This is a genomic window from Ornithinibacillus halophilus, from assembly GCF_900129485.1.
In the GTDB taxonomy this organism is placed as follows: domain Bacteria; phylum Bacillota; class Bacilli; order Bacillales; family Amphibacillaceae; genus Ornithinibacillus; species Ornithinibacillus halophilus.
In genome coordinates, this window is record NZ_FQVW01000003.1 from 15,636 (window position 1) to 28,526 (window position 12,891).

General features: G+C 35.1%; 15 protein-coding genes. 4 read left to right on the plus strand and 11 right to left on the minus strand.

All coding sequences use genetic code 11. The features are described 5' to 3' along the window. Nucleotides 1-272 precede the first annotated feature (272 nt). The 4 genes from BUB12_RS03315 to BUB12_RS03330 form a co-directional block, all read right to left on the minus strand. On the minus strand, nt 273-986 hold the full coding sequence (locus BUB12_RS03315) for an isoprenyl transferase (RefSeq protein ID WP_072888000.1): 714 nt from the start codon (nt 984-986) through the stop codon (nt 273-275). Nucleotides 987-1,052: 66 nt separating this feature from the next. Beyond that, on the minus strand, nt 1,053-2,516 hold the full coding sequence (locus tag BUB12_RS03320) for a DUF4153 domain-containing protein (protein WP_234982552.1): 1,464 nt from the start codon (nt 2,514-2,516) through the stop codon (nt 1,053-1,055). Nucleotides 2,517-2,616: 100 nt separating this feature from the next. After that, on the minus strand, nt 2,617-3,249 hold the full coding sequence (locus tag BUB12_RS03325) for an HAAS signaling domain-containing protein (RefSeq protein ID WP_072888001.1): 633 nt from the start codon (nt 3,247-3,249) through the stop codon (nt 2,617-2,619). Beyond that, nucleotides 3,246-3,578, minus strand: coding sequence for a PadR family transcriptional regulator (locus BUB12_RS03330; protein WP_072888003.1), 333 nt, complete (start codon nt 3,576-3,578; stop codon nt 3,246-3,248). The genes BUB12_RS03325 and BUB12_RS03330 overlap by 4 nt, the downstream gene beginning before the upstream one ends. A gap of 191 nt (nt 3,579-3,769) precedes the next feature. Here BUB12_RS03330 and BUB12_RS03335 point away from each other — a divergent pair, with 191 nt between their 5' ends. Together BUB12_RS03335 and BUB12_RS03340 are read left to right on the plus strand one after the other, a co-directional pair. Then, nucleotides 3,770-4,186 carry a universal stress protein gene (locus BUB12_RS03335; RefSeq protein WP_072888005.1) on the plus strand — a complete coding sequence of 139 codons (417 nt, stop codon included), beginning with the start codon at nt 3,770-3,772 and terminating at the stop codon, nt 4,184-4,186. 104 nt (nt 4,187-4,290) lie between these two features. Further along, complete coding sequence (locus BUB12_RS03340) at nt 4,291-5,223, plus strand: ATP-grasp domain-containing protein (protein ID WP_072888006.1); 933 nt, start codon at nt 4,291-4,293, stop codon at nt 5,221-5,223. Nucleotides 5,224-5,462: 239 nt separating this feature from the next. Here BUB12_RS03340 and BUB12_RS03345 read toward each other — a convergent pair whose 3' ends face one another. The 7 genes from BUB12_RS03345 to BUB12_RS03375 form a co-directional block, all read right to left on the minus strand. Beyond that, nucleotides 5,463-6,740 (minus strand): S41 family peptidase, encoded by a 1,278-nt coding sequence (locus BUB12_RS03345; RefSeq protein WP_072888008.1) that lies wholly within the window; start codon nt 6,738-6,740, stop codon nt 5,463-5,465. A gap of 26 nt (nt 6,741-6,766) precedes the next feature. Then, a complete protein-coding gene (locus BUB12_RS03350) occupies nt 6,767-7,309 on the minus strand; it encodes a hypothetical protein (protein ID WP_072888010.1) in 543 nt (180 codons plus the stop codon). A 28-nt stretch (nt 7,310-7,337) separates the two neighbouring features. Beyond that, nucleotides 7,338-8,456: an ABC transporter permease gene (locus BUB12_RS03355; protein ID WP_072888012.1), complete on the minus strand. Its 1,119-nt coding sequence runs from the start codon at nt 8,454-8,456 to the stop codon at nt 7,338-7,340. Beyond that, nucleotides 8,453-9,337, minus strand: coding sequence for an ABC transporter ATP-binding protein (locus tag BUB12_RS03360; RefSeq protein ID WP_072888013.1), 885 nt, complete (start codon nt 9,335-9,337; stop codon nt 8,453-8,455). Before BUB12_RS03360 ends, BUB12_RS03355 begins: the two co-directional genes overlap by 4 nt. 15 nt (nt 9,338-9,352) lie before the next feature. Next, entirely contained in the window at nt 9,353-10,627 is a 1,275-nt protein-coding gene (locus tag BUB12_RS03365; protein WP_072888023.1) for an ABC transporter permease, read from the minus strand. Between the two features lie 42 nt (nt 10,628-10,669). Next, nucleotides 10,670-10,882 carry a hypothetical protein gene (locus BUB12_RS03370; protein ID WP_072888025.1) on the minus strand — a complete coding sequence of 71 codons (213 nt, stop codon included), beginning with the start codon at nt 10,880-10,882 and terminating at the stop codon, nt 10,670-10,672. A gap of 120 nt (nt 10,883-11,002) precedes the next feature. Further along, nucleotides 11,003-11,203 (minus strand): hypothetical protein, encoded by a 201-nt coding sequence (locus BUB12_RS03375; protein ID WP_072888026.1) that lies wholly within the window; start codon nt 11,201-11,203, stop codon nt 11,003-11,005. 181 nt (nt 11,204-11,384) lie between these two features. Between BUB12_RS03375 and BUB12_RS03380 the strand changes: the two genes are divergently transcribed. Both BUB12_RS03380 and BUB12_RS03385 read left to right on the plus strand, forming a co-directional pair. Beyond that, on the plus strand, nt 11,385-12,104 hold the full coding sequence (locus BUB12_RS03380) for an ABC transporter ATP-binding protein (RefSeq protein WP_072888028.1): 720 nt from the start codon (nt 11,385-11,387) through the stop codon (nt 12,102-12,104). Then, complete coding sequence (locus tag BUB12_RS03385) at nt 12,101-12,859, plus strand: ABC transporter permease (RefSeq protein WP_072888041.1); 759 nt, start codon at nt 12,101-12,103, stop codon at nt 12,857-12,859. The genes BUB12_RS03380 and BUB12_RS03385 overlap by 4 nt, the downstream gene beginning before the upstream one ends. The last annotated feature ends 32 nt before the right edge of the window (nt 12,860-12,891 follow it).

Below are 12,891 nucleotides of genomic sequence, written 5' to 3' on the forward strand. Positions count from 1 at the left end.
GAATCCTCATTCCGTTATTCCCATAAATGTTCGAGTTTTTCAGGCTGTCTTGGATTCTGGTTCCGTTATTCAGCTCTTTTAGCTAATAGATTACTAGATTTTTAGCAATAAAGGAACCAGGAACCAATTCATCACTAAAATCAGGCGTTTTGGCACAAATAACGGAATGAGGAACCACCCAATCCTGGACGTGAATCCCCATTCCGTTATTTCCATAGAAACCACGTTATTCTGTTCGTTTCTCCGCGGTTCCCTAATTAAACAACAAGACCTTAAATTGACATTTCTCGGTAACCATATACATCATGTGTATGCACATAATTGATTGCTTCTTTAAACATTTCTTCATTAAAGTCTGGGAAATACACGTCATTGAAAGCCAACTCTGCAGTTGCTGCTTGCCATAATAGGAAATTACTAATTCTTTTTTCTCCGCCAGTTCGAATGACGATATCTGGATCTGGTAAATCCCTTGTGTATAAATAGTTAGCAACCATCTCTTCATTCAGGTGTTCTATATCTAACTTGTTATTTTGTACATCTTGAATTATATTATTTACTGCTTGTAAGATGTCATCTCTTCCACCATAATTAAAGGCGAAATTTACAATTAATCCATCGTTTCGTTTTGTCTTCTCTATCGCTTTTTCCAATGCCTTTTTTGTCGATCCAGGTAAAGATTCCATGTTTCCTGATATTCGAATCTGACAATTGCGCTTCATAAATTCCGGTAATTTCTGCTTAAAGAACTTGACTGGAAGATGCATCAAATACTTTACTTCATCTTGCGGCCTAGACCAATTTTCCGACGAAAATGCATATAGGGTTAGTACTTTAATACCTACTTCAATACTGGCATCAATTACCTTTTCCATAGCTTTAACCCCTGCGTAATGCCCCTCACTTCTAGTAAGCCCTCTACTTTTTCCCCATCTTCCATTTCCATCCATAATTACCGCTACATGTTTCGGTACATTTGCATTCATTGGCTTTCCTCCATTCTTAATGCTAAATCAGCACAGCAATGCTAAGCCTCAAATTACATTTTTGATCTAAAGATCCAATTCATTTAATCTATTTGTTACTTTTTGTTTCATTACATTAAATGACTGCCAGGATTCATTCTTCATCCCATCCAAACTCTGTTTCCGGTCGATTAATATTTGCTTTAGTTCTGGATAATCTGGATCTATCTCGTACAAGTCCATTAATCCATCCAACCCTGTGTAGGAAAGGTGGTTTAAGTAATAAATATCAATTTTCCCTGTTTCCTCATAACGTTCTAAATTATTGTTAACAACAATTTTTTCTAAACCAACGGCATTAATACCAGCATAGAAAATAAGGCCGATGATAATATAGAAATGAAAAATTGATAATTTTTCGAGCCAAATTCGAATAAATGTGTAGGCAAATACCACCATAAGAAAAATCATAAACGCATGTGCCAAAACACGGTCTAATGTAAAGCCATATGCTGTTTCATATAACGTTAATCTTTGGTATGCAGAAGTAAGCATAACTCCACTAACAAGTACTAAAAGAGAGTACATCACTTTTAATACGACTTTTAATTTTTTCCTTCCCTCACGAACTAATTTTAAAAAGCTTATAAGGATACTCCAATTAATGAGTGTTACAAAGATTAGTTCAAAGAACCCTCTTCTTGCGTATTCTGCATAGGTATAACCAGATAACAGTTCTTCATTAAAGAAGTATTTAAACTGAACTATCGCAAATAAGACATAAACAGAGTTAAGTAAAATAAGGATTGTTACCGCCGTGATTCCGTCCCAATTCAAAGCAGGTTTTTCCTTTAATCTGCTAAAGTCTTCCTTAGGTTTTGAGTGAGTATGCAACACTTGGAAAATACCGAAAAATAATAGGCCAATTAATAAAACTAAAATCGAGCGAAATACTCCTTCAATAAAATTAAGTCCTAAAATAAATTCTGGTACCTTTAGTACTATATCTTGAAAAATTGAATCAGCTGACATCAGTAACCCTGTTATAACAAATAACAACGGAAGACCGATCACCATTCCAATGAAAATTCGTTTAATAACTTGTGCTGTATTATCAGTCATATTTTTAAATACTTTTCTAAAGCTAATTTTAGAAAATCTAACAGAGTAATTAATACCCCTTGAAAACTTATCCATCAATAATGCAACAAATGCTGGTTTACTCCACTTCGTACCATCAGGACTTGTAATTAACACGATATGAAAAAACACCATTAACGGTATTAATAACATATTTAAGCCACGAAATAAGAGGTTATCATAAAAGGCATAGGTTCCTGCTAACACCCAAATAGAAACCATTAACAGTAAACCAATACGCCTATTATGAAAGGCTAAACGATAACGACCTAAAACTACAGCATAAAATCCAGTAATGAAAACCAAATAAGAGACTCCGATTCTTTCATGAAAAAAGCTTTGCTCAGCTAATAAACCAAGCCCAAGACAGACTAGTAAAAACAACAAGTCGTTTCGTTTCAATTTGATCACAACCTTTATACTAGAAATTCTATATACATCGTTATTCTATGTATATAGGTAAAAAATAATGTTAATTGAGGACTGAAGCATATATAGAATCAGCCCCTATTTAAATGGAGCGTTTTCTCCCCCATCTGTACCCAAGCCAACTAACTGGATAGAGCACTGCAGTTAGAATAATACATGTTACTATAAAAGGTGCATTTAATAATGGCCCAAACCATTCTCTCGGTATTTGCTTAAAGACGATTAAATACATTAAAACTAAGTTCGGAAGTACCGATATTAGAAACGTTTTGATTAAAAGCTTACGTCCACCATAACCAAATTCTTTACCAATTTCATATCCTAGTAATCCCCAAAATAGTATGTAGATGCATATAATGACTAATGAAATATTAGTTAGACCTTGCCAAAGGATATCCATCCATTTCCACTCAAAATAATTATATCCAAAAGTAAGCAATCCACCACCAATAAATAAAGCCACGTTTAGAAAAACAAATAACCATTGAGTCTTTTTAGGAGTTATACTTGTTTCCTGCTTCCAAACGGTGGCTAGTTCTTCTGGTGAACCCAAGCGATTGATAATTTCTGTATATAATTGGTCAGATGGAATTTCTTCCTCAACCATTAGATCCATAATGTGAACTTCATATTCTTGAAGAATCATTTCTTTTTCAGGATGCTCTCCAATTTCTTTAGCTAACTCATGCAGAAATTGTTGGCTTCCATCGGTCATGATTCACTTCTCCCGATAAGGTTATTCATTACTTGTACATATCGATGCCATTCACTTGTTTTTTCCTCAAGAATCTCTTTTCCTTGTTCCGTTATTCGATAGTATTTTCGAGCTGGACCCTTTTCCTGATGCTTCCAGTAAAACTCGATGTACTCTTGTTTTTCTAATTTATGAAGTGCTGGATAAAGTGTTCCCTCTTTCATTTGAAGGTGGTGTTCACTACGACGATCCATTTCTTTTACTAACTCATATCCATACATATCTCGCTCATTTAATAACTGTAGTACTAGGAGCGATGTACTTCCCTTAACAAGCTCACGATTAAACATTTTCTCACCTACCTAGAATTATTAGGTACATATACTATATAAAAAAAAATCCTGTTTGTAAAGAGCATAAAACAATATCTTTCCTGTCCCTGTTTTATCATAATTCAAATCAAAAAACTCAATGTAAAGAAAGCGCAATCATGGTATACTATTTAAACAGATTCATAATTTCCTTATAGGGTGTGATATCCATGTTTCATAAGATACTCTTCGCAGCAGACGGCTCAGAACATTCCATTCGTGCTGGCGAGAAAGCATTTGAGTTAGCTAGTTATAACAAAGATTCAAAAGTTGACATCTTATATGTTGTTGATCCCAAGCAATCAAAAGGAGAAGTTCTGAATAACTGGGGAAAAGATACGAATGTCATTCGTAAAGAGAAATTAGAGTTAATCGTTCAAAAAGCAAAACATTCTAAAACGAATTTTGAAGTAGTCTTTCTCCATGGGGACCCTGGTCCTACAATTGTAGATTATGCAAATAAAAATAAAATGGATATTGTCGTAATTGGTAGCCGTGGACTGAACGCCTTTCAAGAAATGGTTTTAGGAAGCGTCAGCCATAAAGTAGCTAAACGCGCAAATTGCCCTGTAATGATCATAAAGTAATAATGACTCCCATACACAGGGAGTTTTTTTATGCATACTCATACTACAAATCCTAGTTTTCTGGTATGATTAGTATATATTAGTGTAGATTTGAGGGATTTATAATGGAAAAGAAGATCTATATTATTCACGAGAACAGTGAGTGGACGGAACATTTAATCAAACGTTTGAATGAATTGGATTTACCTTATGAGGAATGGTTTCTTAATACAGGATTAGTAGATTTAACCTCAACTCCACCAGAGGGAGTGTTCTATAATCGAATCAGCGCTTCGTCTCATACTAGAGATCATCGCTATGCACCTGAACTAACAGAAGCAGTACTTGCTTGGTTGGAGCGTCATGGAAGAAAAGTATTCAACGGAAGTCGTGCTCTAAGACTTGAAGTAAGTAAAGTAAATCAATACATGGCATTAAATCAAGCTCAAATACAAACACCTAAAACGATTGCAGCTGTTGGAAAGGAACAAATTATACAAGCAGCAAAAAAATTGAACGTACCATCGTTCATTACTAAACATAATCGAGCTGGAAAAGGACTTGGTGTACAATTATTCCATTCTGTAGATGCACTAGAAGAATATGTTAACGGCCCAAGTTTTGATCCATCCATTGACGGAATTACACTCATTCAAGAATATATCCAAGCTCCAGAACCTTATATTACACGATGTGAATTTGTTGGTGGAAAATTTGTCTATGCCGTTCGTGTGGATACTTCTGAAGGATTTGAACTTTGTCCAGCAGATGCTTGTACCATCGATGATATGTTCTGCCCTGCAGGTGAGGAAATAGAAGAAAAACCAAAGTTTGAAATCATTAACGATTTTGAGGACCCTATCATTGAAAAATATGAGCAATTTTTACAGGATAATAAGATTGACGTCGCGGGTATTGAATTCATTCAAAATAAAGACAGGGAGATTTTCACCTATGACGTGAATACAAATACCAACTATAATTCTGATGCTGAAGCAAAGGCTGGAAAATACGGCATGTTAGAACTGGCAAAATTTCTTGGTGGACAGTTAATTTAATTGTAAAAAAGCTCAGATTGCTTATCTGAGCTTTTTATATGGACATTTAGTACGCTATTTCATTAATTTAACCTAAAAATAGAATTCATCGGACAATTAAGCCGTTATTGAACAAATTTCATAGAATCTTAGGGCTATTTTAGTCGAATAACGGAAAATATGTCCTCCCAAACTCCCAAAAAGCATTATTGTTACTATTAACGGAACAAATGTCCACATATCAGTTAAATTCGCAACTCCTAAACAGTGGTTTTACTCTTCAATATCCGAATCGCCTCTTCCATATCAACATCCTTATAAAGATGTTCTGGTGTCCATGGAATATAAATATCCGGCTTAATTCCTGGGTTATCTAAAGCTCTACGATTATCTAATGATTTTAATCTTGATGTCGGGTAACTAAACTCAAACTTCTCATCCCATTTAATAGTTGTTAGATTCGAATAATCATTAACACCCATTGTTGGTCTTCCTATAACGGTAACCTTTGGAGACATCTTACATAGGTAAACAAAAATATCCCCAGCACTGCCACAATAGTTATCAGTCAGCACAACTATATTTTCCGGTAGTTCACATCCCGTTATCTCCACTACTTCATTGTCTTCATCAAAGGATACAAATCCTTTCCCTTTATTTTTCACCCATGTCTCTTCTTTCCATTGTTCAAGACCTTTACGATAGTCTTCATTTTCAATCTTAGTTAACTCTTCATCTATTAAACCGATCATTAACTCCGAATTTCGAACCGTACAATTAAATTCCATATTATAATCATCGTAATCTACCTTCATCGTACCACTTGGAAACAGGTATTTTTCCAAACTACTATATGCTAATGTGCTACCACCATAATTCACTCTCACATCAACTACAAGGTTCTTCGTTTGCTTCAGTTCATTTTCATGTTTTTTGACTAATTTATCTATGCTATCCGCTTCAAAAAAGTCCGTTAATTTCATATATAATGTTTCTGAGTCTAGTCGAGTGACTGAATGCTCCGGGGTATATTCTGGCTTTTCATATTTTCTTAATTCTATCATTCGAGTATTTCCGTTAGAATCTAGAATTTCAGCAACATTGTACTTCGGAATTACTTTTCTCCAATCTTCTCTTTCTGCTCTAATTTCCATTAATTCGCGTTTGTGCCTTTTAACCAGATCGTTTATCGATATATTATCTAGTGAAACAATAGCATCTCCTGGTTTTAAACGATTTTCATTACTTATGGTGGTTACGAATAATTTATCCTCAAACCTTCTCACCCTAAAACCAGAGTCATATTCCTTTTGTTCATCGGATTTTATCATGTTTAGGAACATATGAGGATCCTTAAAATCTAGTAAGTAATCTTCAACAATTTCTATAAACAAATGGGCATCTAGCTCACCCTTTTTTTCCAAACCTTTTATTTTCTCCTCATATTTCTCTGGGTTGTCCCATCCTTTTTTATCATGGCAGCCTGCGTAATCGTGATGCATAATGTCAACTAGTTCACGAAAAATGTTACTATACAATGACTTACCCCTTTCTCAAATATACTTTATTCCTTCACAATCATACTAAATGCATAATAAGCCTCACCTACAACCTCTCCATCCCATTTCGCATGAATGATATAGTGATACCTTCCCCCTTCTTCCGGCGCTTCAAATTCTCCAACCCAATCATGTTCAACACTTCCAATAACTTCTCCTTCTTCTTCATTCAAATAAAACTGAGTCACTACCATTTGGTTTGGATTAGGGAGACTACCTGGCATAATATTTATACTATAGTTTATTTTTTCACCTTTGCTCACAACCATCGCACGGATACCTTCTGTTGTTTCTGAGGGATGTTTAGGTGTTCTTGTACATGCTTCACCATCCTCTTCTCCCCAGCAATATGTATCCCGGATGGCCATGAAATTCCCTCCATTTTCTGAATCTCCAAAGACATGAGGTGGAGGTTCTTTCCAGGTTGTTTCGTCAGATTGTTCCGTTTCCTCTTCTTTTTCAGGGGTTGGTGATTCTTCCTCATCATTAGAACAACCAACTACACTAAATATGCCAATTAGTAACAATACTAGAACTAATCGCCTCATCCTAAAACCTCCTTTACTACTGTCTAAATTAATCTACCTTACTCGTCTTAACTTTTTGTCTAGCTATAAAGTAAAATAGAATAGTTAATGCTAGAATAATAAATATTCCTTGCCACCAAACACTGTCATTTTGAAACAGGATAATCTCTTCCGGTAATAGATACTGAAATGGATTAAACCAAGCCAAAGGGTTCCATGTTATAAATGCTGTTAAGGCATATCCTGCAAGTAATGTCGCTAAGACAGCAAATAACGTTGGTAATGTATTTTTAAACAATAGACTATACAGTAAACAAAGCGAAATAATTAACAAAATGGTTACTGAAATAACAGTGATTCCTAGAATTATATATTCTGAAATCGACATGAATTGAATTTCATGATTTCTTTCCATTATTAAAGGATAGTCAAATGTGCCCTTTTCCCCAAAAATGGTTCCTATTAAGAAGACGGATGCTAACATAATTGCTGTTGTTAGCATATAAAGTATAATCGACCCAAAGAATTTACTTGTAATGATGTGAGTTCGCTTTAGTGGTTGTGTAAATAATAAGTTAACCGAACGATTCTCAAACTCAGAAGACATAATTTCTCCAATTAATAGCAGGACAATAATTATCGCACCGAAATAAATAAACAAATCAACTATTTGCTTCATAAAATTTGGTAGAGCAATACTGTACGTTTCATTCTCCGGTGGGATATTTTCATCGATTAATTTCTGGTTTAAGGCAAGTTGATGATTAATTTCTCTAAATGTTAATGGATGTTCTCCTTCTGCCTCTTTATACTCGATGACCCGATTCAAATACTCATTCTTAAGTGCTAGCCTATTTTCCCAATTTTCTCCACCAATCATCGAACGCAAATCATATAACATATTTACCAACGAACTATTAATAAGTAGCTTTTCTTTTTCATCTTCATCGTCAGGGTTATCTTTCATAATTGCTTGGTGCATTTCTGAATTTTCATAACTAATATCCAAAAGGTCATCCACTTCCTGGCGTTCTTCCTCTTGAATATATGACTGAAAAATAATATTTCGTACTAGCAATAAAGCAACAGCAACAATGATTCCAATCGTTAAATATAGAAACTTTTTACTAAACAGGATTTTCTTTAACTCAAATGGCAGTAGTTTCATGAGGACAACTCCTGTTCAAATAATTCCCGATATCGTTTCTCAGCCCCTATTTTTTGAATTTCTATATCTTGAATCGAAATATCATTTTCATTCAATCTGTCAATAAAAGTCTGCACATCTACCACTGTATCTTCAAACCCAATTTGGTAGTCTTTGTTCACCGTAAAAGGAACCTCTTGTTCTTCCAAAATCACCTTTGCTCGCTCTACTTCGCTCACTGTTAAAAGGTATTTTTTCGTTGAGAAGTCCTCTAATGACTCTTTTAACAGCGCCCCATCCTTCATAAAATAAATGGTGTTTGTTAACCGATCAATTTCGTCCAAGTTATGGGAAGATACCATAATTGTTGTTCCCTCATCATGTAACTCTAGCAGGATTCTTCGCATGTTAATGGCACTTGTTGGGTCCAATCCATTCAGTGGTTCATCCATTAGCAATAGCCTCGGTTCATTGATAATCACCATTGCAAGTAATAGATGCTGCTTCATACCAAGTGAATAATTTCGTACTCTTTTCTTCAGATAACTTTCCATTCCTACCCGCTCAGCAACTTCCTTAATTTTTGATGTTGGTAGTTTTTGAACACTACAAATAAATTTCAAATGATCATACCCTGTCAAACTTCCATATAAAATCCGATTATCCTGCAGATAGGAAACTTCATGAAATAAAGAAGAATCCGTATGTTTTTTTTCAAGCAATTCTACCTGTCCTTCATTAAAGGATAGCAAATTGGTCATGCAATTCAACAAGGTAGTTTTTCCAGACCCGTTCGGTCCGACCAAAGCGATAATCTGTGGAGAATCGACTTTCATGTCAATCCCTTTTAAGACCATTTGCTTCTTATATCTTTTTTTCAATCCTTCTACATTAATAATCATTTCATCACTCCCAATCTATGAATTACTATTCCGATACTGAAGCACTGATATTCCGTACGTTACGATTAGAACTATCAAACTAGTGATTCCTAATGAAACCATGCCATTCGTATACGAAAAATTATAATTATCCATTGTAACAGCCATTTCATTTGTCACGACATCTAGAACCTGGAAGTAATGAAACGGTATAAAATGTGCAATACTAGAAGTGACAAATTCTCCACTCCATCTTGTCCCGATTAACAGTACAGCAAGCGTTAATCCGATTGCAGCCAACACTCTTCTAGTGATCACAGAGAATAGAAATAAAATAGAATAGCAGAATAATAGAATCATCATAAACATTCCAACTGCTTTGATTAAAAAGGTTCCTAGATTTATTAGAGTAAATGTACGATCTTCTCCATAAATCAATACTGGATATTCCCAATCTCCAAATCCGTCAAAAATCACTCCAGTTAGCATGGAAAGAACAACTGTACCTAGAAGGATTATGGTACTAAGTAATATAACGGTTAGGAACTTACTTGCTAGAATCGTATCTCGGTGTACTGGCTGTGTCCTCAATAAATGAATTGACCCATTTCTGCCAAACCCTTCTTTTGTTACCACATCCCCGAATAGGAACAAGAAAAATACTGCGCCAAATATACTAAACAACAAACCAAAGAATTGATGGAGGTAATGAATGGAGGTAGAGGAATATTTATCGCTTCTCTCCGCCAAATCCTTCAGTGCTTCTTCTTCTGACATACCTTGCACGTTCATATCCTGATCATACAGCGTTATCCAGGACATGGAGTTAATGGGTAATAATGGAGTCACTTCTTTATCACGCATCCATTTGCTCATTTCGACATAAGTTTCTACAGTAAAAAGCGTTGGCCAAGTATATGTATGAGTCTGGTTAAAGTACCTCATCTGCCCAATTTGTGGTTCTTGTTGGTCGATTTCTTGTTGCAAAATCGCTTTCCAATCCTTTTGTTCGTATAATTCCAATGTTGCTTTATCTTTTGCTACCCATTCTCGTTGAAAATCAATTTCACTTTGAATATTAGCAGCTTCTGCACCCTCAGCAGATTCCAAAGCTATTTCTTTTTCCTGAATAAATTGTTCAAAGGTCTGGATCATGGTTTCTAAATTTCGAATTTCATCTTCCACACGTTCTGTATTGATATAGACATATACATAATATGCAAGGAAAAATAACAGAAATACTATCATTAAAATACGAAAAAAACTGGAATTAACTATTTTTTTCATTTCAAATACAATTAGCTTTAACATTTATTCATCCCTTTTTCTATAGAAATAAACCCATTTACGCGACTATCGAACAAGTATAGAAAAGGCAAAATAGGCTTGCCCAACTAATTCACTATCCCACTCAAGTTTTAATGAATAAAAATACTTTCCTTCCTCCATTGGTGCAATCATACTCCTCTTATCGATAACTTCTATCTCTTTTTCCTCATCCCCTTTAAATTGAACAACCTTTACTTTATCTGGATTTGTAACGAGATCTGGTACATCTGCACCCACATCAGTAGATAATGAAAAGCTAAATTCCTCACCCGGTTCAACCTTTAACGGTGGCCATCCATTTCCATGTACAACTTCAGATGGCGGATTTGGTTCTAAGTCACAAGGCTCATCTTCTTCTCAACACCAAACATCACGTTCTACTGTTGTTACACCCACATGATTGGACAAATTCACATGAGGGAGTGTAATTCTTAGCTCCTCCCTATCAGCTTCTTGTGTATCAGGAAGTCCATCTTTTTTAGCCTCATCATCTGAACACCCTACTAAAATAAAACAACAGATAATAACAAAAGGAACCCACGGTAAGTTCTTCGTCACTAATCACCGTCCATGTATAAATTTACACCATTGTAACATAAAATTGTTTTTTTTGAATTATCTTAACAATAATATAACTGAATATGCAAGGACACAAAATACCTATGATAAAATGACTTGGAATGTTATTTTCTAGAAAAGGCACATTAAATAAGAGAGCAGCATAAGAGGTGAGATAGTAATGAATGTAGCTATAGAATTCAAGGATGTAAATTATACTGCAGACGGGTTACATATACTGAAAAACATTACAGGGGTTTTCCCTGAAGGACGAATCACAACCCTCGTCGGCCCATCAGGCGCTGGAAAATCAACATTATTTAAACTATGTAATGGATTACGCTCTTCCAGTTCTGGAGAAATTTTAATTAAAGGAAAAAAGATTGATGAATATGACCCTGTTAATTTAAGGAGAAATGTCGGGATTGCCTTACAAAGCGCAACGATGACTAAGGGAACTGTATTAGAAAATCTTGAGCTCCCTTTAACATTGCAGGGGGAAAGAATTGATAAGGATTACGCTAAAGAACTGCTCCACGATGTTGGTCTAAGTGAAGAGTTTATGGAACGTAATGCAAAAGACTTATCTGGCGGACAACGGCAAAAATTGTCCATTGCTCGTACCCTTGTCAATAAACCAAAGATACTGCTTCTAGATGAGATTACCTCCTCATTAGATCGAGTATCACAACATGATATTGAAGAATTAATTGAAAAAGTAAATAAAAAATATGGTACGACAATGATTTGGATTACCCATAATCTTGAACAAGCCATAAACATCGGCCAATATACGTGGGTAATGATGCAAGGGGAATTGATTGAATCTGGAGATAGCTCCTTATTAAACTCTCCAAAAGATGAACGGGTACAACAATTTGTAAAGGGGGAACTTGGATGAGTTATTTAACATTATCCCTCACATTAATATTTGTGCTTATTCCAATTATATTATCAAAAACCCTTAACCTAGGATTAGAAAAAGATACAATTATTGCAACTGTACGTTCCATTATTCAGTTGTTAGCTGTCGGTTATATCCTGCAATATGTTTTTGATGCAGAGCATTTTATCTATTTATCATTAATGATTCTTTTAATGATTGCAGCAGCTACACAAAACGCTCGCAGAAAAGGAGCCTCTATCAGAGGTATTACATGGAAGTTAATTGTGACGTTTATCTTTGTGGAAGTGTTAACTCAAGGGATTTTGCTTGGCCTTGGAATCATCCCACCTACTCCACAGTTTATTATTCCTATTAGTGGAATGGTGATTGGGAATTCGATGGTACTTGGTATATTATTCTTGAATCGTTTTACAGCTGAAGTAGAAGATCATCAGGATGAAACAGAATTGATTTTGACTCTTGGTGGCACTCCTAAGCAAGCGATTCACAGACAATTAATTAATTCCATAAAAGCCAGTACCATTCCAACGATTGAAAGCCAAAAAACCATTGGATTGGTACAATTACCTGGAATGATGAGTGGTCAAATAATAGCTGGTGCAGATCCAGTACAAGCCGTTCAATTTCAGTTGCTCATTCTCTTCATCTTATTAACTACAGCAGTTGTCACAAGCATAATGCTAGGATTTCTTTCTTATCCAACATTATTTAATGAACGAATGCAGTTTTTGAAATTTGAAAGTAAATAGTTGGGGACTCAGGGGACGAGCGATTTCTTTTT